The organism is Flavisolibacter tropicus (assembly GCF_001644645.1).
GTDB lineage: Bacteria > Bacteroidota > Bacteroidia > Chitinophagales > Chitinophagaceae > Flavisolibacter > Flavisolibacter tropicus.
Genome location: NZ_CP011390.1, coordinates 1,263,193 through 1,287,597, shown reverse-complemented (window position 1 = coordinate 1,287,597; position 24,405 = coordinate 1,263,193). Strand labels below are relative to the sequence as shown.

Below are 24,405 nucleotides of genomic sequence, written 5' to 3'. Positions count from 1 at the left end.
TATACTACTTTTTATGAAGCGTAACCAAAGTTTAGATGCCTTACGTGGCTTTGCTATTTTGGCAATGGTGTTATCAGGCAGTATTGCATTTGGAGATGTGTTGCCTGCGTGGATGTATCACGCTCAGGTGCCACCGCCAAATCATACGTTTGATCCAACGCTGCCTGGTATTACTTGGGTAGACCTGGTGTTTCCTTTCTTCCTGTTTAGCATGGGAGCAGCCATTCCTTTATCACTGGATCGGTATGCCAAGCAAGATGGCCCATGGACCGCTGTATTATTCACAGCCGCACGCCGCTATGTTTTACTTACCTTCTTTGCGCTCTTTACTTTTCACATGCGGGCTTGGGTAATATCGGGTGCTCCTGGCACACAAGAGTATTTACTTTCCATACTGGGGTTTATCCTTTTGTTCTTTCAGTTTTATGAAACAAAGCAAGAGCGCTATTACCAACTGTTTCGCCTACTTAAAGTTGCCGCTTTTCTAATAGCGGTCGCTTTATTGTATTTCCTTTCTTTTAACGGCAAGCCCTTCTCCTTGGAGAAGAGCGATATCATTATACTGGTATTAGGTAATATGGCATTCTTCGGAACGTTAATCTGGTGGTTTACCCGCTATCGACCGATGTTGCGTATTGGGATTTTACCATTTGTAATGGCTGTTTTTTTAGGAGGGAAAGAAAGCGGTAGCTGGAATGAAACGTTGTTCCAATTTTCGCCAATGGTTTGGGCGTACAAATTTTATTATTTAAAGTATCTGTTTATTATCATTCCTGGTACAATGGCAGGAGAGTGGTTGCTAAGAGCTGCTGTTCAAAAAACAGAGACGCCTGTTACAGACTATAAAAGAATGGCAGTAATTAGCATTCTTTCTTTCTCACTGGTAATCTTGAATGTCGCCTTATTGTTTAGTCGCTACCTGGTAATGAATTTGCTTATTACAGTAGTTGTTTTAACGATACTTGGTTTCCTGTTGCGATCAATCAATAAACGACAGCATTTAATGCTGCAACGGTTTTTCCGAGCAGGTGTTTATCTTTTATTGCTTGGATTGTTCTTTGAAGCCTATGAAGGAGGTATTAAGAAAGACTTTTCAACCTACAGTTATTATTTCGTTACCAGTGGTTTAGCCTTTTTTATGCTTATAGGATTTCATGGACTGCAACTTTTTCAATCGAGTGGTCGCCTTACGCATTACCTAAGTTTAAACGGGCGCAATCCCATGGTAGCCTATGTGGCAGGAAATTTATTGCTGTTGCCTCTTTTGCATCTTACCGGTGGAATAACCTTGTTTGAAAGCATGAACAGTAATGCCTGGATTGGATTTTTAAGAGGTGCACTGTTTACGGGGATTGTTTCGCTGATTACCATCTTTTTTACCCAACGGAAATGGTTCTGGAAAACCTGATCAATCATTGACCAGGTATTCCAGAACACCGCCTTCCAGGATTTGCTGATGTGTAATAGCAATGACAGGAAGGCGTTTTCCGTTTAACCTTACCTGCTGTATACCACGGTTCATATTTTTTGCTTTTATGTGCTTTACAAGAATTTGTAAGGTGCGATTCTTGGGTAGTTGCACTATAGCGCTATCCACTAATGGCAACCCAAAAACATAATTACCTGAAGCAGGATTCATGGGGTACATACCTAAAGAAGACCATACTAACCAGGCACTCATTTGGCCGCAATCATCATTACCGGCAAGGCCATCCGGCCCAAGCTTGTACATGCTATCAACTACCATCTGGATTTTTTCAGCGGCTTTTTGCGGGTAGCCTAAAGCTGTATACATATAGATAATATGATGGCTAGGTTCATTGCCATGGGCATATTGGCCAATCAAGCCGCTTACATCGGCAGATACATTCTCACCGTGTAATTCAGAAGTGGTGGAAAAAAGCGTGTCCAGCTTTTGCACCAACTTTTCTTTGCCTCCATATAATTTGGCTAACCCCATGATGTCATGTGGAACAAAGAAGCTATGTTGCCAGGCGGTGCCCTCAATGTATTGTCCTTCAAAGCCATGTTCTGACAGTAGCGGGTCAAATGGTTCTATAAATCGCCCTGTTGTGTCTTTGGCTCTCATAAAACCTGTTCTGGCATCAAAGAGATTCTTATAGCTCATAGCACGTTTCATAAACGTATTATAATCAGCTGTCTTGCCTAATTTTTGGCCACTTGGGCTATACACCAATCATCAAAAGCATATTCCAGTGTTATGGTTACACTCCATCCATGTTTGCTTTGCGGTAAATAGCCATATTTTATGTAATCGGGTGTGCCTCTTTGCTTTTGATACGCGCTCTTTTGCATGGCTTTGTATGCCTTTTCTACATCAAATCCAGTCTCATTTTTTAAAATGGCGTCAGATAATACAGGAATGGCATGATAGCCTGTCATGGTATTGGTTTCCCATGTACTTAAGTCCCATACAGGCAATAGACCATTGTCGTCGTAGAATTGCAGTAAACTATTGATCAAGTCCGGAAGCCTTTCCTTTTGTGTAATAGTAAATAAAGGGTGCAGTGCCCTGAATGTGTCCCAAAGACTGTACACCGTGTATTTGTTGCCTTTTACTTTATGTAAACTGCTATCCTGATTTCTGTAAGTGCCATCTGAATTGGAATAAAGAACGGGTGCTAAACAGGTGCGATAAAGGGCCGTGTAAAATTGTGTTTCAAAGTTTTTGTTAGTGGCCGAGATCGTTATTTTACGCAATTCTTTTTCCCATAATGCATCTGCTTTTGTTTTTACGAGTTCAAAACTTTCACCTGCTGTTTCTTTCAACTCTTCCTGGGCTTTTTCTGAGCTGACACTGCTAATGGCAACGCGAACATATAGCGGTTGTTGGTCCGTTTTAAATTGCAGTAGTGCGGCTGCATCTTTTTGATGAAGTGGCTTTGCCGTTAAGTTAGATCCGATTATGGGCTTTGAAAAGCGGGCTGCAAAATAGACACGCTGATTCTTGGCCCAGCCTGTTGAAAATCTATACCCTGCCAAAGTACTGTCATTGATCAATTGGAGGGAAGCATCTGTAGGTTTGTCCCAGTTAATACGGAAGCCCATATCAAACTGTAACCATCCGTTTGATGCTGGAAAGGTATACTTATGATAGCCATTATGTGCAGAAGCGGTTAATTCGCAAAGCACACCATTATTCAGTAATACTTTATAATACCCTGGGCGTCCACTTTCATTTTTATGCGAAAAGCCAACTTTGCCACTTTGTGGGCGGGAAGAACGGGTTAATGGAAGAACAGAAATGTCACACCAATCGCCAATGCCAGTGCCGCTTAAATGTGTATGCGAAAAGCCTGCAATACTGTCGCTGCTATAATGATAGCCACTGCACCAATCCCAACCCTCTACACCATTGTCCGGGCTTAATTGCACCATTCCAAAAGGAACTGTTGCACCGGGATAAACATGTCCATGTCCTCCGGTTCCTAAAAAAACATCAACTTTGTCAGTAAGCTTCTGAGCAGAGCAAAAACCGCTGACGGCCATAGCAAGCAATAATATAGTCTTTCTCATAATGGCAAATATTCTCTTGCAACTTAATAAAATATATTTTCAATCGGTCGATAGTTTTTAAAATAATTAATTAACTTGTTCGCCAATCTTAACTTTATAAAAGACATTGCGTGCTAAATCATCAACCCCGAAAACGACATCCCATCAGCTGGATTCCTACTACCTGGTTTGCTATGGGGCTACCCTTTGTGGTCTTGGCTGCGGCTACCTCCATTATGTATAAAAACATGGGGATTTCGGACTCCCAGATTGCTTTTTGGACATCACTCATCATGCTGCCCTGGACGCTGAAGCCTTTATGGGGACCTTTTCTGGAGATGTTTAAAACCAAAAAATTCTTTGTATACACCACGCAAATATTCACCGGCGTATTGTTTGGTTTAGTAGGGATTAGTCTACAATTGGATCATTTCTTTAGTATTTCCATTTCGGTGTTGGCTATTGTTGCCATTAGTGGGGCCACGCACGATACTGCAGCAGATGGTGTATACTTAAATGAATTATCCCCTAAACAACAAGCTCAATATGTAGGGTGGCAGGGGGCTTTTTACAATATTGCGAAAGTATTGTCCAGCGGGGTGTTGGTATACGCTGCTGGAGAACTGGAAAAGCGCATAGGTATAACAAACGCCTGGATGATCGTCATGTTTTCATATGGCATCATCATGGTGTTGCTGGGAATCTATAATATGCGCATGCTGCCTTCTGGTGGTGAAGCAAAGTCGGTGCATTCCGTAAAAGAGAGTGTCGATACCTTGAAAGATGTGATTGTCACCTTTTTTCAAAAAAAGCATATTTGGTTCAGCTTGTGTTTTATTGTTTTTTATCGTTTTGCAGAAGGACAGGCCATAAAAATAACGCCTTTGTTTTTCAAGGCGTCACGTGCGGAAGGTGGACTTGGGTTGTCTACGTCGCAAATTGGTGTTCTTTATGGCGTAGCTGGTGCCATTGCTTTTGTGTTAGGCTCTTTAGCTGCTGGCTATTTTGTATCGAACAAAGGGCTGACACGTAAGACGCTTATTGTTCTTTGCTGCTTTTTTAATATACCTTTTGCTGCATACGCATTTTTAGCGATTATTCTTCCAGTCAATGTGTATGTGATAGGGGCAGCGGTAGCCATCGAATATTTCGGTTATGGCTTTGGATTTGTAGGCATCATATTGTTTATCATGCAAAACATTGCTCCAGGCAAATACAAAATGGCGCATTATGCCTTTGCCAGCGGCTTACTGAATTTGGGATTCATGATTCCTTCTATGGTGAGTGGTTTTGTGAGTGATTATTTAGGCTACCGTGAATTTTTCATCTGGGTGTTGATTGCAACCATACCCGCATTTATTGTAACCTGGCTTGTTCCCCTGCACAAAGTAGAAGAGGAAGTTGTAGCCGTAGAAACGACTGAAGAAGTAGCTATTGCTTAAATCCTATCATATGAGATTACAGTCATTATGGCTCCTTGTTTTATGTATTTGCATGAATCAAATGGTTGCTGCTCAACCTGGTGTCGATACTTCTTACAGAACAACCTATTATGAACAGAAAGTAACGATGTTTCGCCTGCAACCTGACAGTAAGGATGAAATCATCTTTCTTGGCGATAGTATTACCGATATAGCTGAATGGGCAGAAATCTGGCGTAATAGAAAGGTTAGAAACCGTGGCATTTCTTCAGACAACACGTTCGGGGTGCTGGCTCGATTGGATGAAGTATTATCTGGCAAGCCACGAAAGATTTTTATTATGATTGGCATCAATGATATAGCCCGCAATACACCTGATACTGTTATTGTTGCTAATTATAAAAAGATGCTGGAACGCATAAAGCAAACCTCACCTGCAACAAAAGTATACGTGCAAAGTGTTTTGCCTACAAACAGTGGGTTTACAGAATTTATACGGCACCAGAATAAAGATGAACATATTCGGTACGTGAATCAAGCGCTTCAGAATTTAGCTACATCTACTGGTTGTACTTACGTGGATTTGTATTCTTCTTTCTTAGATGCAACTGGTAAGCTCGATAATCGCTATACAAATGATGGGTTACATATCAACGGATATGGATATGCACTTTGGAAGCAAATCCTGGAAGCAAAAGGATATATGAAATAATTAGAACTGACTTTTATACTATGTTGATCACAGGTACATTTATTGACGAAATCAGCCATGATATTCCACACCAGAACTGGGGCCCTGAAGAATGGGAGCAGGACTTTCAGCATATGGTAGCTGCCGGTATTGACACCGTTATACTCATCAGAAGTGGCTATCGACGTTTTATTACGTATCCTTCTACATACCTGATCAACCAGCATGGTTGTTTTAAACCGCCTGTGGACTTGGTAGAATTGTTTTTGACATTGGCAGATAAATATGGTTTGAGCTTCTATTTTGGCCTGTATGACAGTGGGCATTATTGGGATACAAACGATATGACAACGGAAATAGAAGCCAATAAGTTTGTCATTGATGAAGTGTGGAAGCAGTATGGCCATCATCCCTCTTTCAAAGGCTGGTATTTGAGTATGGAAATAAGCCGTAAAACAAAAGGCGCTGTTACGGCCTTTCGTACGCTGGGCCAGCTATGCAAGGATGTAAGTAATGGCTTGCCTACATTTATCTCTCCCTGGATCGATGGTAAGAAAGCTGTCATGGCCGCTAATGCAGCAATTACCAAGGAAGATGCTGTCAGTTTGCAGGCTCATGAAAAAGAGTGGGATGAAATCTTTGATGGCATCCAAGGGGTGGTAGATGCGGTAGCCTTTCAGGATGGTCATATTGATTATACAGAGCTGGAAGACTTTTTTACAATTAATAAAAAACTGGCTGATAAGTATGGGATGCAATGCTGGACGAATGCCGAAACATTTGACCGGGATATGCCTATTAAGTTTTTGCCTATAAAGTTTGAGAAGTTGCGCCTAAAGCTAGAGGCTGCACGTAAAGCGGGTTACGATAAAGCCATCACATTCGAGTTTTCTCATTTTATGAGCCCTCAGAGTGCCTATATACAAGCCCGTCATCTATATAATCGCTATCAAGAATACAAAAGCACTTTATGATAAACCGTCTGTCATTTTCTTTTTATACCCTTCTACTTTTTTGCACCCTGTTTTGTCACGGGCAAAAGTCACAGGCACCCGTTTATGGCACCTGGGTAACCAACGTGGCCAGTAATGCTTTAAGGACTAAAAAAGATATCAGGGAGACCGTGCAGTTATGCAAGTCATATGGATTAAACACACTTTATGTAGTGGTATGGAACAAAGGGGTAACCATGTATCCAAGTGATGTAGTGGAACGGTATATCGGTATAAAACAAGATTCCGTCTACAAAGGTTTTGATCCTATCAAAGAGGTTATTACCGAAGGGCACAAGGCCGGTTTGAAAATATTTGCATGGTTTGAATATGGTTTTGCCTATGATTATAACGACACCAATAGTGTTTGGTTAAAGAAATACCCCCATTGGGCGGGTCGTGATGCAAAAGGACAATTATTACAAAAAAATAAGTTTTACTGGTGGAATTCGCTTCATCCAGAGGTACAGCAGTTTATGACATCGCTTGTATTGGAAGTCGTAAAGAAGTACAATGTGGATGGCGTGCAGGGTGATGACCGGTTGCCAGCCATGCCAAGTGAAGGTGGGTATGATAGCTATACCAAACAACTATATGCGGCGGAGCATAATAATGCATTGCCTCCTGATAACGCAAAAGATGAAACTTGGGTGCAATGGCGGGCGGATAAGCTAAGCCAGTATATAAAAGGATTGTATGCTGATGTGAAAAAGGTGAAAAAACAATGTGTGGTTTCCTGGGCTCCTAGTATTTACCCTTGGAGCAAAGAGCAGTATTTGCAAGATTGGCCTGCATGGTTAAAAGGCGGTTATGCCGACCAGGTGCTTCCACAGCTATATCGCTATGACATTGTTGCTTATGAGAAAGTATTAAAAGAGTTAAGTGAGCAAGTGCCTCCAGGCATGAAGCAAAAGGTGTTTCCCGGTATCCTTACTTCTTTGGGAGATGGCTATAGAATTAAGCAAGAAATGTTGACTCAAATTATTAAGCTCAATCGCAAGTATGGCTTTAAAGGCGAATCTACTTTTTATTTTGAAGGGACGAAAAGTCTAAAGCCATATTATATATCAGCCAATAACGCTGTTAAACCCTGATCCATGCGGATTATTTACCTGGCCATACTGTTATTGTTTGTTGGTACTCTGGCCGCACAGGAGTCTATTGCTATCGACAGCAGTTATATCAATAGTCACTACCAGCATCGAGTACAATTGTTTCGTTCGTTGCCCAAACAAAAAAACGCGATTGTTTTTTTAGGAAATAGCATTACTGAAGCGGGTGAGTGGCAGGAGTTAATTCCCGGTAAACCCGTTTGTAACCGAGGCATCAGTGGCGATGTAACCTATGGTGTGCTGGCGCGTCTTGGAGATGTTTTGGCTATAAAGCCTGCAAAGCTTTTTCTACTAATTGGAATTAATGATTTAAAAAGAGGAATACCTGTCGATACCATTGCATGCACTTATGAAAGGATCGTGGCTCGAATCAGGAAGGAATGTCCAACGACCAGGCTTTATCTGCAAAGTGTGTTGCCTGTTAATGAAACTTTACTGCCAGCCTCTTACCAAAGAATAAGCAGCGCAAAAGTAGCAACGCTAAACGCTAGGATAAAAGCTTTGGCAGCTGCTTACAGTGTAGCATATGTGAATTTACATGAAGTGTTTGCAACCGAACAAGGTCAGCTGCCGAAGGGGGTAACTATAGATGGTATTCATCTTTGGCCTGATGCCTATGTAAGCTGGGTGAAATATTTAACAGAGAAAGGATATTTATAAATGAGAAAAATAATTGCAGGGCTTTATTTACTATTGAGTTTCCACACTAAGGGATTTGCCCAGGCGGCTGTCACGATTGATAGTAGTTATGCCAATCAACATTATAAACAACGGGAAGAACTCTTTAGAAAAATGCCCGATCAGAAAAATGAAATTGTTTTTTTAGGCAATAGTATTACCGAGCAAGGAGAGTGGCAGGAACTGATTCCTGGTAAGCCTGTAATAAATCGAGGTATTGGTGGCGACAATACTTTTGGCGTGTTAGCCCGGTTGGATGAAGTGGTGTCATCACATCCCAAAAAGATCTTCTTGCTGATAGGTATTAATGATATTGGTAGGGGATTGCCTGTGGATGTTGTTCTTAATAATTATAGTCGCATTATTCAATTCATAAAAACGGCATCGCCTAAAACAACTGTATATATCCAAAGCATTTTGCCGCTGAATGAAAGCGTACTGAAATACGATTATCTGAAAAAGAAAAACCCAATCGTAAAAGTAGTCAATGAAGGATTGCAGCAACTGGCCGCTTCTACTCATTGTACTTATGTGAATTTACACACCTTGTTTGCTGATGAACAGGGAGAATTGAAAAAAGAGTTGACACTGGATGGTATTCACTTGAGAGCTGCGAGTTATATTCTTTGGGTGAATTATTTAAAAGAAAGAAACTACCTCTGATTCGTTTATCAAAGTTATCGTTCATTTTAAACTTATTAGTCATTGCGATATGAAAAAGCATTTTAAACTCACTTTCTTTTTTGCTAGTGCATTAGCACTGCAATCCTTGAGTCTGAAGGGGCAACAACTCACCTCTGAACACAATAAAGCTTTGCTGATTGCGGCGCAGGGATCAATTGTTGAATTGCCTGGCTTTTTAACGGAGAAAATTTCTTCTATTCCGTACCAAAAAATGGTGTTGCCTGGTCCGCAGTACATAATTTCTGACGATCCGGAATACATCCGTGTGCCAGAAATTATTGCCCTGAAAGAAGCTGTACAGCCTGGCGCCGTTCGCTTGTATGTGTATAATGTAAATGGTATTCAGGAGCCCCAAAAGATTGATAGAAAAATTACGGCCGTTATCAAGAATACAGGTAAATCCAATATGACGATCCGTATGCTTCGCTATTCGTCACAAAAGCCAACTACCAACTATTTCCTGGCAGGTAAAAATGGGTTGGCAGACTATTTCGCTTCACAGCCGGAGATGAAAGGAAGAACGGTAAAACCCGGGCAGATTATTGCCATTGATGAAAAGCTGGAAAAGCAAATTGTTAAATACGATGAATTGGTTCATGGGTTTTATGAATTTGTGATTGACCAACCGGCCGAGATCAGCATTCTACAAACAGACCCTTCTACACCAGGCCCCAAAGCGGCTGCCCGTATAAAGGACGTGGCCTCCTCACGGCATACCAATGCAGGTCGTGGCTTGTTTGGCGTCAGCAATTACCTGGTGGTAACAAAAGATACTTTCGATACTAAAAACGAAGCGGCTGCATTTGTAATGGCAGACGGTAAAGAAGATCCATGGATAATGGGTAAAGATGCCAGTACTGGTGATATGGCTAAACTGGCAGGTAATTATGGTGTCATGTATAACGTTGAAATGAAGTGGAAAAGCACCAATGGTAAAGGGTTGGCACTGGTTACCTGGAATGCCAGGGCAGGTGACAATAAGTGGTGTGGTGGCATGGCGAATACCATGGTAGTTAGCGACGGCAAGTTTAAAGAAGGAATTATCCAGCTACCGGCTGATCAATTGCGCACCAAAGGTGCACCAGAAGCGATCTTGGTCCAGATATTTCCACCCGCCAAGAATGGAGAAGTGCAGACGATTAATTACACGTATTCGCCACCCGGCGCCTCCTGCCTGCCAACCCCGTTGATCGTTATTCCAATAGACATGCAATAAATAACGTACTGGTATATACGAAAAGACTTCCCTGGGGAAGTCTTTTTTGTTAGTGGTGTGCTACTTATTTCTTTTCAGTGCGCTTTTTCAACTCGTCAAGCGGTATAGTGATCATACGTCCTTTAGGATCCTTGCCTTTATAGGTTATGATGCGCAGCATAACAGCGTCTTTAGGCGGAATAAGCGCCTGGGTGTATTTTGGATAAAAGCGGTCAGGGAAGGAATTATCAAAGGTGTAATAAATATCCAACCCATCCACTTCGGTGCTAAGTTCAATTTTTAACTCGTTTTGCGGTGTTTTACTGGCTGAAATAATTGGATCATAAACACTGGGGGCATATTTGATCTCTGCTACATCAAAACGTTTGAAATGTTCTTCGGTTTTTGCAAAGAAGTGGTTCCAGTTCTTTTTTTCTTTAGGTGACCATAACGACTCAGAAATTGCGAAGCCCCTTGGCCAGGTCATGTATTCAGCGTGACGGATGTTGTATACGTTCTCGGTCCATAGGTTCGCCTGTCCTCCTTTAATATATCTGGCATCAACGCTATCGGGAAGAGGATCAAATTGGTAGGCCTTGTTTAAGCGCAGGGAAGCATAGATCCGCGGCTCTACAAGAGGATCACCCTGCATATAATCCAGGTAGGCAAAAGTGGTAGGGCTCATGACCACCTCGTGCCCCAATTTAGCTGCCGCAATGCCTCCTTTCAACCCGCGCCAGCTCATGACAGCAGCATTGGGTGCTAAACCGCCTTCTAGGATTTCATCCCAGCCCATAAATTTCTTGCCTTTGGATGAAACAATCTTCTCTACCCGTTTTTCAAAATAGCTTTGCACTTCATGCATATTCTTCAAGCCTTTATGCTTCATCAGCGTTTTAATAGCTTCGCTTTTTTCCCAAAAGTTTTTGGCGCATTCATCTCCACCCATATGTATGTACTCAAAAGGAAAGAGCTGGGCCACTTCTGTTATAACTTTGTCTAGAAACTCATATACTTTTTCATTGGCTGGGCAAAGGGTGTTGTCAATCAGGGCTTCAAAACCACCGGGCTTCCAATCGATAATTTTTTCACCTGAGCGAACCCGGTAGTTTACAGCTTCAGGGGTACATGATAGCTCAGGATAAGAGGCAATGGCCGCCAGGCTGTGGCCAGGAACATCGATCTCGGGCAGGATATTGACAAAACGCTCCTTAGCATATTGCACCAGCTCCTGAATGTCTTCGTGTGTGTAATAACCGCCATAATCTTTGGGTTCCTCCGGTGTAGGTGGAGTAAAGTTGCCAAAGTAGCCGGTCTTATTCACCCTCCAGGCACCAACCTGCGTAAGTTTTGGCAGACTTTTGATTTCAAGACGCCAGCCTTCATCATCAGCTAGGTGCAGGTGCAACAAGTTGTATTTGTAGCGCACCATGGCATCAATGTATTGTTTGACCTCCTCTTTGGTAAAGAAGTGCCGCGTAACATCGAACATTAGGCCACGCCAGGCAAAGCGAGGGGAATCAGTGATCTCTACCTGCGGTAGAGTCCATTGTACATTCGCAGCCGGTACCGGGCTTTCAATAGAGTTAGGAAAAAGTTGGATCAGCGACAACACTCCGTTGAAAACGCCTGCGGCTTGGTTTGCGTTAATAGTAATTTGCTTATCAGTAATAGACAACCGATAACCTTCTTTTTTAATCGAGCTATCGGCTTTTGCGTTGAGCTTTAGGCGCAAGGTTGCATTCGGCGCTACACGTTGCACCACCAGGGAACTACCGGTCGGAAGTGCAATATGAGATCTTATATAATTCAGTACGTATTTGAGTTCTGCGGTGGTGTCAGATTCTACCAGTAGCGTAGATGGTAGTACAAACTGACCTGCTTGTTGAATCAGGTTAACCGGTTCTGGAATAATAGATACCGGTTTTACTGACGGCTGGCAATAAGCGACTGCAGAAAACAATAGTGCATAAGTAGACGTGAATAATTGTTTCATCATGGTATTGAAACTTAAATGGCTACAAATTATTGCAAATATGTGTAGGATAAACAAATGCTGGGAAGTGTAATGGAAAGAGAGGTAGCATTTACTACATTTTAAGTTGTAAGAGTTTATTACGATGGAACTAAATGATTTCAACTCTTAAAAGCGCCTTATCTACGCTTGCAGCATATTTGTCAGGCGGTGAAACCCGTAGGGGAAATGAAGTTCTGCTGTGACTCTCCTCAATCCATTTCAACCACTTATAATTGGTGCTTGAATATTTTCATAACTAAAATATGTAACAATTTAATATTATAGGTTTCTGTTATTTTTTCATAATTCGCCTGACTTCAATCAGCATTGTTTATGAAGGGAGTCATAAATAATATATGAACACGCAAGCGTCCTTTGCAGCTAATATGGCTACTCCTGGCACGCTACCGTTACACCGATCTAAACCATTGAAGGCTGAAGTAATACATTGTTTTCATTGTGGGGAAACCTGCACCGGGCAGATTGAGTTTGACAATTATGCTTTCTGCTGCGATGGTTGCCAGTTTGTATACAAGCTGCTTAAAGACAATGATCTTTGCAACTATTACGATCTAAGTAATACGCCGGGTATAAAGGTAAAAGGCAATTACGCCGCTGAGAAGTTTGCTTACCTGGACAATCAAGAGGTGCAGCAAAAGCTGGTACGTTTTACTGACGGTAAACAAAGCCATGTAAGCCTTTCCCTGCCCCAAATGCATTGCGCCTCTTGCGTATGGTTACTGGAAAACCTGCATGTCTTACAACAAGGTATTATATATTCAAAGGTTAATTTCAATAATAAAGAGATAGTTGTGGCATTTGAGCTGGAGCTTACGTCTTTACGTAAGGTAATCGAGCTCTTAAGCTATGTGGGTTATGAGCCGTATATCAGCCTGAATGACTCTGAGAAAAAACGGCCCAAGTCTATTAGCCGGCAGCAATTTTATAAAATAGGGGTAGCAGGCTTTTGCTTCAGCAATATCATGATGCTAAGCTTTCCCGAGTATTTTTCTTCAGGTGATATCCAGCAAGCCTTTCTAAAACACCTGTTTACGTATTTGAACCTTTTCTTGTCGCTTCCTGTATTTTTTTATAGCGCTTCTGATTTCTTTATTTCAGCTTGTAAGGGACTGAAGCAGAAATGGTTAAATATTGACGCGCCCATTGCATTGTCTATCCTGATCACTTTTAGCCGGAGTGTTTATGAAGTAGTAAGTGGAACAGGTGCGGGCTATTTTGATAGTATGAGTGGCATTGTGCTCTTTATGCTGGTAGGAAGGTGGTTTCAAAACAAAACCTATGATGCCTTTTCTTTTGACAGGGATTATAAATCTTATTTTCCATTAGGAGTAACCCGAATAAAGGAGCAAAGGGAGGAATGCATACCGATCAATGCTTTAGAAAAAGGAGATCGTATTCTGGTACGAAGTAATGAGATGATACCTGCCGATGCTATTGTGATCAATGGTGAAGGCAATATTGACTACAGCTTTGTATCGGGGGAAAACCTTCCCGTTTTAAAACGACCAGGGGAGTTGATCTACGCAGGAGCCAAACAACTTTCTGGCCGTATTGAGCTGGAAGTAGTAAAGCCGGTATCACAAAGCTATATTACCCAGTTATGGAATAATAACGATATTTTCAGAGAGCAAAAGAATAAAGATAAATCGTTTGTACACCCCTGGAGCCGCTATTTTACTGCCATACTTTTCAGTATTACTGCTATTGCCAGTGTTTACTGGTATGTGGTAGATGCACATAAAGTATTTTACGCCCTCACCGCGGCCTTGATTGTAGCCTGTCCTTGCTCACTTTTACTTTCCTCCAGCTTTACATTTGGAAACATGCTGCGGCATTTTGGAAAAAGCAAGCTATATCTTAAAAATGCTAGTGTCATAGAGGCATTAGCCAGGATCAATACGGTTGTGTTTGACAAAACAGGAACGCTTACCTTTTCGGCCAAAGCCCAAATTGATTTTGAAGGAAAGCCCTTGAGTGATGAAGAATGCAGCCTATTGTACTCGGTTGTCAGTCAATCGGTACACCCTTTAAGCCGCCTGCTTACGGATTATTTGTTGCACCAACACCCGGTGCAGGCTCTAACGATAAGCCAGTTTGCCGAAAAAGCTGGTCAAGGTATGGAAGCATTGGTGAATGAAACGCCTATACGTGTGGGCTCCTTTGCTTTTGTAAAAGGATTTAGAAAAGAGCGAAGTACTTCGGCTACTGAGGTGTGGATTGCTATAGATAGCAGCGTGCGAGGATGTTTTTTTATTCGTAATCAGTACCGAAACGGCGTCAATGAAATGGTACAAAAGCTGGAGGAGCGCTCTTATGATCTTCATGTCTTATCTGGAGATAATAGCGCTGAAAAAGAAGCCTTGCAACAGTTTTTTGGGCAGCAGATACCACTTCTTTTCCACCAAACACCTCAGGACAAGCTGGAGTACATTAAACACTTGCAACAAACCAGTGCTACCAAACGCGTTTTAATGCTGGGAGATGGGCTTAACGATGCAGGTAGCTTGCAGCAAAGTGATGTAGGTATTGCGGTAGCAGAGAATACCAGCCAGTTTACGCCTGCTTGTGATGCCATCTTAGATAGTAGCAAAGTAGGTATGTTAGATGCTTTCCTGCAATACGCACGTTCGGGCAAACGCGTTGTTTCTATCAGTTTTACACTTTCTATTTTATACAATATTGTAGGATTGAGCTTTGCTTTACAGGCAAAACTGAGTCCAATGGTGGCTGCCATATTAATGCCTTTGAGTTCTATTACCATTGTCACCTTTGTAACGATTGCCACTTCCATAGCTGCTCGTCGTAACGGGGTGCAATAGCTGATAATTGTCATAAAACTGTATGATTCAACTCAGCGCCCCTGCCTATCAGCCCTAATACTTTTGCCAGCTTAGAATTTATAAATGAGTGTACTATTTGTATTAATCATTGTTAGTGTCATTGTGGCCGGCGGATTCCTGGTCGCCTTTATCTGGTCGGTAAAAAAAGGCCAATATGATGATGCTTATACGCCTTCAGTTAGAATGCTGTTTGATGACAAGCCCCCAGCAGAATAAAATACACTTGATTTCCTTATACTAATTCAAAACAAATACATACATGCAGCCGGACCAAATCATTCAAGGACGTGAAGCCGTTGGAACTCCACACCAACACCATTCAGTGGGCAAGCGGGAAACGTTTTATTATGATAACAAGATTGTAAGAAACTTTGCTTATGCCACCATTATCTGGGGCGTAGTAGGCATGCTGGCAGGTCTTTGGGTAGCCTTACAACTGGTGTTCCCAAAAACTTTGAACCTGCAGCCATATTTCAATTTCGGTCGGCTGCGTCCACTACATACTAATGCAGTGATTTTTGCATTTGTCGGCAATGGCATTTTCATGGGCTACTATTATTCTATTCAGCGCCTGCTTAAAACGCGCATGTGGAGTGATGCAATGAGCAAGATCCATTTCTGGGGCTGGCAATTAATTATTGTCGCTGCGGCTTTGACGCTACCACTTGGATTTACTTCTGGTAAAGAGTACGCAGAACTGGAATGGCCAATTGACATTGCCATCACTGTAGTATGGGTGGTCTTTGGCTGGAATATGTTTGCTACGATCCTAAAGCGCCGGGAACGTCATTTGTATGTAGCTATTTGGTTTTACATTGCCACATTCGTCACAGTTGCCGTACTCCACATTGTTAATTCTATTGAAGTTCCTGTCAGCTTTTTGAAAAGCTATCCCGTTTATGCCGGTGTGCAGGATGCGCTGGTACAATGGTGGTATGGACACAACGCGGTAGCCTTTTTCCTGACTACGCCTTACTTGGGTTTGATGTATTACTTCCTGCCAAAAGCAGCCAATCGTCCTGTATTCTCCTATAAGTTGTCCATTATTCATTTCTGGTCTTTGATCTTTATTTATATCTGGGCGGGTCCACACCACCTGTTATATACAGCATTGCCTAACTGGGCGCAGTCTTTAGGTATTGTGTTTTCATTTACGCTCATCTTCCCAAGCTGGGGTGGTATGATCAACGGACTATTGACCTTGCGTGGTGCCTGGGATAAAGTACGGGAAGATGTGATCCTGAAGTTTATGGTAGTAGCGGTTACGGCCTATGGCATGGCTACATTTGAAGGACCCATGATGTCGTTGAAGAGTATCAACGCTATTAGCCACTTTACAGATTGGACCATAGCTCACGTACACGTTGGTGGCCTGGGTTGGAATGCCATGCTCACCTTCGGTATCTTATACTGGTTAGTGCCTAAGATCTTCCGTACGGAATTACATTCTAAAAAGCTGGCCAACTTCCATTTCTGGATTGCAACATTGGGTATTCTCTTTTATGCTATTCCCATGTATTGGGCTGGACTGATGCAGGCTTCCATGTGGAAAGAATTTACACCGAGCGGTCAATTAAAATATAGTTTCCTGGATACAGTAACGTTTATGAAGCCGTACTATGCAGTACGCTCTTTCGGTGGCGCCCTGTTTGTGACTGGTGCCATTGTAATGATGTACAACCTATTTAGGACCGTTCGTAAAGCCAACCTGCTGGCTGATGAAAAAGCAGAAGCTCCATCATTAGCTAAAGAATATACAAAACATACTGGCGAGCACTGGCATCGTTGGATCGAGCGTAAGCCTACACCATTACTAGTGATGACACTGATCGTGATCCTAATTGGTGGTGCAGTGGAAATGATCCCCACTTTTATGGTAAAGTCAAACATCCCTACCATCGCTAGTGTAAAACCCTACACACCATTGGAACTGCATGGGCGCGATATGTATGTGCGTGAGGGCTGCAATACCTGTCACTCACAAATGATTCGGCCGTTCCGTTCAGAAACAGAGCGATACGGAGAATATTCAAAGGCAGGCGAGTTTGTTTTTGACCATCCATTCCTGTGGGGTTCTAAACGTACAGGCCCCGATTTATCTCGTGAAGGTGCTGGTAATAATAAGAAGTCAGATACATGGCACTTCAACCACATGGATGATCCTCAATCACTTTCTACAGGTTCTGTAATGCCAGCCTACTCGTTCCTCATTGATAATGTAATTGACACAGCAAGCACTGGTGCAAAGATCCGTGCTATGCAAGCAGTAGGTGTATCCTATCCGGCAGGTTATGATATGATTGCTAACCAAGATCTGGTAAAGCAGGCCAATCAGATTACAGCTAATCTACATAAGGACAGTATTAATGTGCCCTCTAACCGTGAGATCATTGCTATTATAGCTTACCTGCAGCGCTTAGGAAAAGACATCGATAACAATAAAGCACAACCCAAATAGTCAATCATGCTAAAATATATCAAACAATATGCAGCTTCAATTGAAGGGATCAATATCTACCCGATTTTTTCATTGTTAGTCTTTGTTATCTTCTTTATTGCCGTTCTGTATTACGTAAAAAAGATGGATAAGCAGCGGGTTGAGGCTATAAGTAATCTGCCGCTGGATCTGAGTGAAGAGAAAAATGTATTCTCCAATTTCCTAAATCAAGCTTAAACAATGAGAAGAAAACACACTTTCAAGATATTAATTGCTTTATCACTCCTATTTGTCACCACTCTTGCCTTTGGACAAGAGCAGGCGGCACTAGAGATTGTAGCGCCTAAAGGTGGCGGTAATGCATGGGTGTGGGGCTTAACCTCCATGATCCTATTCATGATCTTTTTAATGATTAACGTATTCATTCGGTTGAAAAAACTGGATGAAAGCGAACCTGAAAAACGCCTTACGTTCAAAGAATGGTGGGCTACTATTGATGCTAAATTCTTTACAAAAGCCATACCTCTTGAAAAAGAAGAGGAGTTCATATTAGACCATGAATATGATGGCATCCGTGAGCTGGATAACTCATTGCCCCCATGGTGGAAATACGGCTTCTATGCTACAATTGTTGTTGCTTTTTTTTACCTGCTTCGCTTCCACGTTTGGAAAACCGGGCCAAATCCTGAACAGGAGTATAACACCGAAATGCGTATTGCCGCTGCTGAAATTGAAGCTTACCGAAAGTCGTCAAATGATATGGTGGATGAAAAGACCGTTACAATGTCTGATGCAGCAGGCATCGCTGCTGGAAAACAAATCTTCAATAAGCAGTGTTTTGTATGCCATGGCATGAATGGAGAAGGTGGTGTAGGTCCAAACCTAACCGATGACTATTGGTTGCACGGTGGCAGTATTAATGATGTATTCAAAACCCTCAAATATGGTGTATCTGATAAGGGTATGCCGGCATGGGAAAAAGCGTTTTCTCCATCAGAGATCAAAAACATTGCTAGTTATGTTAAGTCATTAAAAGGTACTAAGCCTGCCAATGCTAAATCGCCACAAGGCGAATTGTTTGCCGAGAATGAATTGGCAAAAGTGCAAGTGGATACTGCCACTAAGAAATAATATCAAAATGCAAAATGAAAGCCCAATAGCGATTAGTGAAAAGAAAAAAGAATTGCTGGACCAGAGTTTCCGGGATTCAGTTGCTACCATTAATCAGAAGGGAAAGCGGAACTTCCTTTTCCCTAAGCAACCTAAGGGAAAGTTGTACCGCTGGCGGACGATTGTCTCGTTGCTATGCTTGGCTGTTTTTTTTACCCTGCCTTTAATAAAAATACAGGGAGAGCCACTGTTTCTATTTAATGTTGTGGAGCGCAAGTTCATCTTATTTGGGCAAATCTTCTGGCCACAGGACTTTTTCATCTTCGCTATTGGTTTTCTCACGTTCATGGTGTTTATCGTACTCTTTACCGTGGTGTTCGGTAGAGTATGGTGCGGTTGGGCTTGCCCACAGACCGTTTTTATGGAAATGGTATTTCGCAAGCTGGAGTACTGGATTGATGGCGATGCGGCGGCACAGAAGCGTTTGAAGGAAATGCCCTTTAATGCGTATAAGTTTAAAAAGCGATCCTTAAAAGTAGCTGTCTTCTTCCTGGTTTCTTTTGTGTTTGCCAATTTCTTCCTGTCTTATATCATTGGGATGGATCGGGTAATAAAGATGGTAGAAGATGGAATCGCCGATCATTTAGGAACGTTCTTCTCGTTGCTTGGCTTCACCACTGTTTTCTTCTTTGTATTCTATTGGTTTCGCGAGCAGGCTTGTATTATAGTTTGCCCCTATGGCCGCTTACAAGGTGTACTGCTAGACCGTAAGTCAATGGTAGTAGCGTATGATTACGTACGCGGAGAACCAAGGGGCAAATTGAAAAAAGCCACTTTGGATACTTCGGCTGGCGACTGTATTGATTGCACGGCCTGTGTCAGGGTTTGTCCAACAGGTATCGATATCCGAAACGGTACACAATTAGAGTGCGTGAACTGTACGGCCTGTATTGATGCTTGTGATGCCATCATGGAAAAGATCAATAAACCGTTGGGATTAATACGCATTGACTCAGAGGAAAATATTGCTACAGGAAAGAAAACATCGTTCAACTGGCGATTAGCTGCTTATTCAACTGTATTGGTCTTATTGTTAAGTGCCTTGGTGTATTTGTTAGCCAGCCGCAGTGATGTTGATGTCACGCTCCTGCGTACGCCCGGGCAGATCTTTCAAACCCAGCCTGATGGCCGGATCAGTAATTTATACAATATCAAGTTAGCTAATAAAACCAAAACGGCTATTCCAGTAACCATGAGGCTGGAGAATGTAAGTGGAGAGATCACGGTCATTGCTAAAGAGCTAGCCGTACCAGCTGAATCTTATTTCCAGACAACCTTTTTTGTAAAAGTGGATAGGGCGCATATTGTTCGGCGGAAGACGCCCCTCACCATTGGCATTTATGAAGGCACTAAAAAAATAAAAACGGTTACCACCACATTTTTGGGCCCCGGTTATTAAACCCTGGCTGATGTCAAGACACAATTGGATAACATGCTTACACCATAAAATAATAAAGATTATGAAACTGAGTTGGGGATATAAAATAGCAATAGCTTACCTGTTATTTGTAGCTGGTATTTTATACTTGGTATTTCGTGCGAATAATGAGCACTTTGACCTGGTTACAGAAAACTATTACGAGCAGGAACTCAAATATCAGGATATAATTGATCAGAAGAAACGCGTGGCACATTTATCTGCTGAACCAGTTATCGCTTATAAGAACAATCAATTATCCATTCAGTTTCCTGCAGAATGCGCAGGTTCCGCAGTAAAAGGGGAAGTGTATTTGTACCGCGCTTCTGACGCCAGTCAGGATATCCGCCAATCATTTGAAACGAACAACGGCGCATATAATAAACAGTTTAACCTGTCACTAACAGGGTTGTATACGGTTAAGTTATCGTGGGAATGGAAGGGAGAGCAGTACTTCCAGGAGCAAAACCATTCCTTTTAATAATTATTTTATGAGCGTTCCGGAAATTATAACATCGGCTATTATTATGGGAGCCGTGGGTAGTTTGCACTGCATTGGCATGTGCGGTCCATTGGCCTTTGCATTGCCCATCAGTCACCGGAATAATTGGGGACGGGCAGCAGGTGGTGCGTTGTATAATTTTGGTCGCATTACTACTTATTCACTATTAGGGGTTTTGTTAGGACTTACTAGTCAATATGTGATTTCCACACGCTGGCAAAGTGTATTTTCCATTGTATTAGGAAGCGGTATTCTTCTTTACTTGTTGGTACCTGCTGTTTGGAAATCAAATCGCCTTAAGATGATGAAAGGATATGATCCTTTCCTTTTTTTAGGGAAGGCGTTAGGTAAACTGTTGCATTCAAAGAAGTATAGCTCAGTTTTTAGCTTTGGGTTATTGAATGGGCTATTACCTTGCGGTATGGTGTACCTGGCAATTACTTTTTCTTTCCTTACAGGTAGCGCGCTAAAAGGAGGGATGTTTATGTTCTTCTTTGGTTTAGGTACATTCCCCGCTATGTTGGGTATAGTCTTCTTTGGTAGTTTTCTGAACCAGCAATTGCGCCTGCGGTTGCGTCGCCTGGTGCCCGTGTTTCTCTTTGTCATGGCGGCCTTATTGATATTACGCGGCTTGGGATTGGGTATTCCATATTTGAGTCCAGATCCACCAGCTTATATTGTTCAAGGGCAGGAAGCAAGTTGTCATTAATAATATATAGGAGACCATGCTAGATAACGATACATCATCTCTTCATGGAAACGTTGAATTAAGGCTTATTCATACTTAAATACTAATACACAACTTAATTATAGCGAGCAGGTTTAGAGTCAGACGTAATAATTCAGGCACAGGCCTAGCAGCAGATCGAACTTTGAGTTTGAATATTTGAAAATGTTGGCTGATTATCAATAATCTACAAGTGAAGACTCCTTTGTAATTTGGTAAATGCTACAAATGCCAGCATGCTAAAACGGCCTACGCCACAGGGTTTCTCCAGGACAAAGGTTAGCGGCTTTTTCTCTAAGCCCTTTTTAATTTCTTTATAGGATAGGCGTTTGCTGGCCCCTTTAGTTAGGAGGAAGAAAATGGAACCTGAAACAAATGTTCCCAAAACTCGCAGCAGGGAATATGTATAACTGTTAAGAGTAAGGTCATGGTAGCGAGCATCTGTATGGTACAACCTTAGATAAGATTATTGCCGCTGGAGTAAAAAGCCGGGCTTATCTTACACTCCTCAAATATTTTCGTGTAAAACTGCCTCTCTCATGTTTAAAGTGGTCTTGCCTCTTTTTTTAATCTGTTTTTATAGCAGTGTTGATGCACAAGTTAATCGGCGTGTTCGCATTGCCGTGCTAAATGACAAGAAAGTCGCATTACAAGGGGCAACCGTATATTTATTAACGGTGGATTCCGTTGCAATCCAAACGGAGACAGTCAACGCCGACGGTACAACTGAATTTTCTGATATAAACCTCGGAACATACAGGGTTAAGGCAACCAGTTCGGGACACGAAGACGGTTTTAGCCGGTGGTTGGATCTCCAAAAAAATACTTCAGTTATAGATACGATTATACTACAGCCGAAAGCAGGCTTACTGACCGGTGTAACCGTCGTTTCCAAAAAGCCATTCGTTCAATTTCTGCCGGATAAAACCGTTATAAATCCGGAGGCCAATATTACAAACGCAGGCGCAACGGTGATGGATGTCCTTGAAAAATCACCTGGCTTGACCATCGGAAAAGATGGCTCCATCATTATGAAAGGCAAGCCTGCCGTCACGGTATTAATTGATGGGAAACCGATACAACTTAGTGGTGCCGACTTGCAGGCCTATCTTTCAGGAATCAGTGCTTCACAGGTAGCTGCGATTGAGCTTATTGAAAACCCGGGTGCCAAATATGATGCTTCCGGTAACGCTGGTATTATTAACATTAAAACCAAGACCAACAACCAGAGAGGTTTCAATGGCTCCTTAAATCTAAGTGTTGGGCAGGGCGTTTATTCCAAAACAGGCAATACCCTTAACCTGAATTACCGCCAAGGGAAAATAAACGGGTTCCTGAACTACGGCATTCGTGCAAACACTGAGTTTCAGGACATCTGGACACTTCGGACTTATTTCGATAATCAAGGGGAAGATTCTGCGTTGCTTGAGCAACCGAATTTTGGGAAGAACAGAGCTTCGGCGCATAACCTTAAAACAGGTTTAGATTTCTTTGTAAGCAATCGCACCACCCTGGGCCTTGTATTTACCGGGGGCCTCTTTAACCGGAACGGATCTTTTTCCAGCGACATCAATTGGATGGACAAAAACTATATTATCGATTCTACGATTAATACCCTTGGCGAAAACACTACCGAATTTAAAAGAGGTGGAGTTAATTTCAACGGCAGGCATCAAATCAATAAAACCACCGAATTGAGCTTCGACGTAGATTATGTGAATTTCAATATAGACAACGATCAACATTATCAAACACAGCTACTCATACCGGGCAGTCCTGTATTGACGACAAAAGGTAATACGCCGTCGAAGTTGGATATTGTAACACTCAAAGTGGATTACGCTAAACGCTTTAAAACAATTTTGCTGGAAACAGGTTTGAAAACAGCAGTCAACAAAACAGATAACCTGGCCGAATATTTTTACCTCGATAATAACAACTGGCGGCCCGACTTGAGCCGCACCAACCATTTTTTATATAACGAAAAGATCAGTGCTGCATATGCAAGCGCAGACGCCGAGAAAGGGAAATGGCATGGGCAGGCCGGGTTGCGATACGAGTTTACATCTTACAAGGCACACCAGCTTGGAAATGCTGTGGTAAAGGATTCGGCCTTCAAGAGGACCTATGGCAGCCTTTTCCCAACTGCTTTTGTTTCTTACCAGGCCGATAGCAATAACACATTAACCATTCGGGCAGGAAGAAGAATAGATCGGCCTCCGTTTCAAAACCTAAATCCTTTCCTCAGGATACTGAACAAATACACCTACGAAAGCGGTAACCCTTTTATCAAGCCACAATACACTTGGAATGTTGCATTGGCGCACACCTACAAGGAAAAGCTTACCACGGAATTGTCGTACGGATACCTGCGGGATTATTTTTCACAGATATTCATCATTGATTCAAACAGCAGTAATGAAAATAAGAATATTATTATCTATACCCGGGGTAATGTAGGTTCCTTCCAGAATTTCAGTGTCAGTGAAACCTACCAGGTTCCGGTAACAAAATGGTGGAACATGACTGCCGTTGCCATATTCAATCACAAGATCATAAATGGCGTTGTTTGGGCTCCTATAACGGTAAAAATAAGTCAGTTGAATGTGAGCCTGAATAACCAGTTCCAGTTTAAAAAAGGATGGGGAGCCGAAATCAGCGGATTTTATCAAACAAAAAGCCAGATAGATTTACAGGAGTGGCTGAAGCCACAGGGGGAACTAAACCTAGGCGTTTCAAAGCAAGTATTGAAGGGTAAAGGTTCGCTCAAACTAAGCATCCGTGATATCACTTATTTTCAGAACTATTCCGGCTATTCCACATTTGAGAACGCTCACGAACCATTCAGGATAAAATGGGACACTAGAGTGGCGCGACTCAGTTTTAGTTGGCGGTTTGGCAAGACGATGAAAGCCGTAAGACGATCTGAGGGTGGTGCCACAGACGAGATCAACCGGGCCGGTAGCGGGAATTAGGTCTCTCATC

18 protein-coding genes and 1 pseudogene are annotated in these 24,405 nt (G+C 42.2%); 17 read left to right on the top strand and 2 right to left on the bottom strand.

The genetic code is table 11. From position 1 onward, the window contains the following. Positions 1–13 precede the first annotated feature (13 nt). Entirely contained in the window at positions 14–1,408 is a 1,395-nt protein-coding gene (locus tag SY85_RS05300; RefSeq protein WP_066402157.1) for a DUF5009 domain-containing protein, read from the top strand. On the opposite strand, the pseudogene SY85_RS24995 reads toward SY85_RS05300, so the two are convergent. Then, positions 1,409–3,537 (bottom strand): annotated as a pseudogene (locus SY85_RS24995) (GH92 family glycosyl hydrolase). A gap of 110 nt (positions 3,538–3,647) precedes the next feature. On the opposite strand from SY85_RS24995, the gene SY85_RS05285 reads away from it, so the two are divergent. The 7 genes from SY85_RS05285 to SY85_RS05255 are packed head-to-tail and all read left to right on the top strand — an operon-like array spanning position 3,648 to position 10,310. Next, a complete protein-coding gene (locus SY85_RS05285) occupies positions 3,648–4,958 on the top strand; it encodes an MFS transporter (protein ID WP_226999013.1) in 1,311 nt (436 codons plus the stop codon). Positions 4,959–4,968: 10 nt separating this feature from the next. Next, on the top strand, positions 4,969–5,649 hold the full coding sequence (locus tag SY85_RS05280; RefSeq protein ID WP_066402151.1) for a GDSL-type esterase/lipase family protein: 681 nt from the start codon (positions 4,969–4,971) through the stop codon (positions 5,647–5,649). Between the two features lie 20 nt (positions 5,650–5,669). Continuing rightward, positions 5,670–6,602: a DUF4434 domain-containing protein gene (locus tag SY85_RS05275; RefSeq protein WP_066402150.1), complete on the top strand. Its 933-nt coding sequence runs from the start codon at positions 5,670–5,672 to the stop codon at positions 6,600–6,602. Further along, on the top strand, positions 6,599–7,714 hold the full coding sequence (locus tag SY85_RS05270) for a glycoside hydrolase family 10-like protein (protein ID WP_066402148.1): 1,116 nt from the start codon (positions 6,599–6,601) through the stop codon (positions 7,712–7,714). The genes SY85_RS05275 and SY85_RS05270 overlap by 4 nt, the downstream gene beginning before the upstream one ends. A 3-nt stretch (positions 7,715–7,717) precedes the next feature. Further along, positions 7,718–8,392 carry a GDSL-type esterase/lipase family protein gene (locus tag SY85_RS05265; RefSeq protein ID WP_066402145.1) on the top strand — a complete coding sequence of 225 codons (675 nt, stop codon included), beginning with the start codon at positions 7,718–7,720 and terminating at the stop codon, positions 8,390–8,392. Further along, positions 8,393–9,073 carry a GDSL-type esterase/lipase family protein gene (locus tag SY85_RS05260; RefSeq protein ID WP_066402143.1) on the top strand — a complete coding sequence of 227 codons (681 nt, stop codon included), beginning with the start codon at positions 8,393–8,395 and terminating at the stop codon, positions 9,071–9,073. Between the two features lie 49 nt (positions 9,074–9,122). After that, a complete protein-coding gene (locus SY85_RS05255) occupies positions 9,123–10,310 on the top strand; it encodes a copper amine oxidase (RefSeq protein ID WP_066402140.1) in 1,188 nt (395 codons plus the stop codon). A 64-nt stretch (positions 10,311–10,374) separates the two neighbouring features. Here SY85_RS05255 and SY85_RS05250 read toward each other — a convergent pair whose 3' ends face one another. Beyond that, the gene (locus SY85_RS05250) at positions 10,375–12,288 is read right to left on the bottom strand and encodes a beta-N-acetylhexosaminidase (RefSeq protein ID WP_226999012.1); all 1,914 of its coding nucleotides are present in this window, start codon (positions 12,286–12,288) and stop codon (positions 10,375–10,377) included. A gap of 374 nt (positions 12,289–12,662) precedes the next feature. Here SY85_RS05250 and SY85_RS05245 point away from each other — a divergent pair, with 374 nt between their 5' ends. The 9 genes from SY85_RS05245 (at position 12,663) to SY85_RS05200 (ending at position 24,395) form a co-directional block, all read left to right on the top strand. Next, a complete protein-coding gene (locus SY85_RS05245; protein WP_226999011.1) occupies positions 12,663–15,146 on the top strand; it encodes a heavy metal translocating P-type ATPase in 2,484 nt (827 codons plus the stop codon). 84 nt (positions 15,147–15,230) lie between these two features. Continuing rightward, on the top strand, positions 15,231–15,383 hold the full coding sequence (gene ccoS / locus SY85_RS05240) for a cbb3-type cytochrome oxidase assembly protein CcoS (protein ID WP_066402136.1): 153 nt from the start codon (positions 15,231–15,233) through the stop codon (positions 15,381–15,383). Positions 15,384–15,426: 43 nt separating this feature from the next. Further along, a complete protein-coding gene (ccoN, locus tag SY85_RS05235) occupies positions 15,427–17,625 on the top strand; it encodes a cytochrome-c oxidase, cbb3-type subunit I (RefSeq protein ID WP_082886305.1) in 2,199 nt (732 codons plus the stop codon). Positions 17,626–17,631: 6 nt separating this feature from the next. Beyond that, complete coding sequence (locus SY85_RS05230; protein WP_066402132.1) at positions 17,632–17,841, top strand: CcoQ/FixQ family Cbb3-type cytochrome c oxidase assembly chaperone; 210 nt, start codon at positions 17,632–17,634, stop codon at positions 17,839–17,841. A 3-nt stretch (positions 17,842–17,844) separates the two neighbouring features. Continuing rightward, positions 17,845–18,735, top strand: coding sequence for a cbb3-type cytochrome c oxidase N-terminal domain-containing protein (locus SY85_RS05225; protein ID WP_066402131.1), 891 nt, complete (start codon positions 17,845–17,847; stop codon positions 18,733–18,735). Between the two features lie 7 nt (positions 18,736–18,742). Further along, entirely contained in the window at positions 18,743–20,173 is a 1,431-nt protein-coding gene (gene ccoG, locus SY85_RS05220; protein WP_066409383.1) for a cytochrome c oxidase accessory protein CcoG, read from the top strand. 61 nt (positions 20,174–20,234) lie between these two features. Then, on the top strand, positions 20,235–20,672 hold the full coding sequence (locus SY85_RS05215; protein ID WP_066402130.1) for a FixH family protein: 438 nt from the start codon (positions 20,235–20,237) through the stop codon (positions 20,670–20,672). 10 nt (positions 20,673–20,682) lie between these two features. Beyond that, positions 20,683–21,402 (top strand): sulfite exporter TauE/SafE family protein, encoded by a 720-nt coding sequence (locus tag SY85_RS05210; RefSeq protein ID WP_082886303.1) that lies wholly within the window; start codon positions 20,683–20,685, stop codon positions 21,400–21,402. A 557-nt stretch (positions 21,403–21,959) separates the two neighbouring features. Beyond that, a complete protein-coding gene (locus SY85_RS05200; protein WP_066402127.1) occupies positions 21,960–24,395 on the top strand; it encodes an outer membrane beta-barrel family protein in 2,436 nt (811 codons plus the stop codon). Positions 24,396–24,405: the final 10 nt, after the last annotated feature.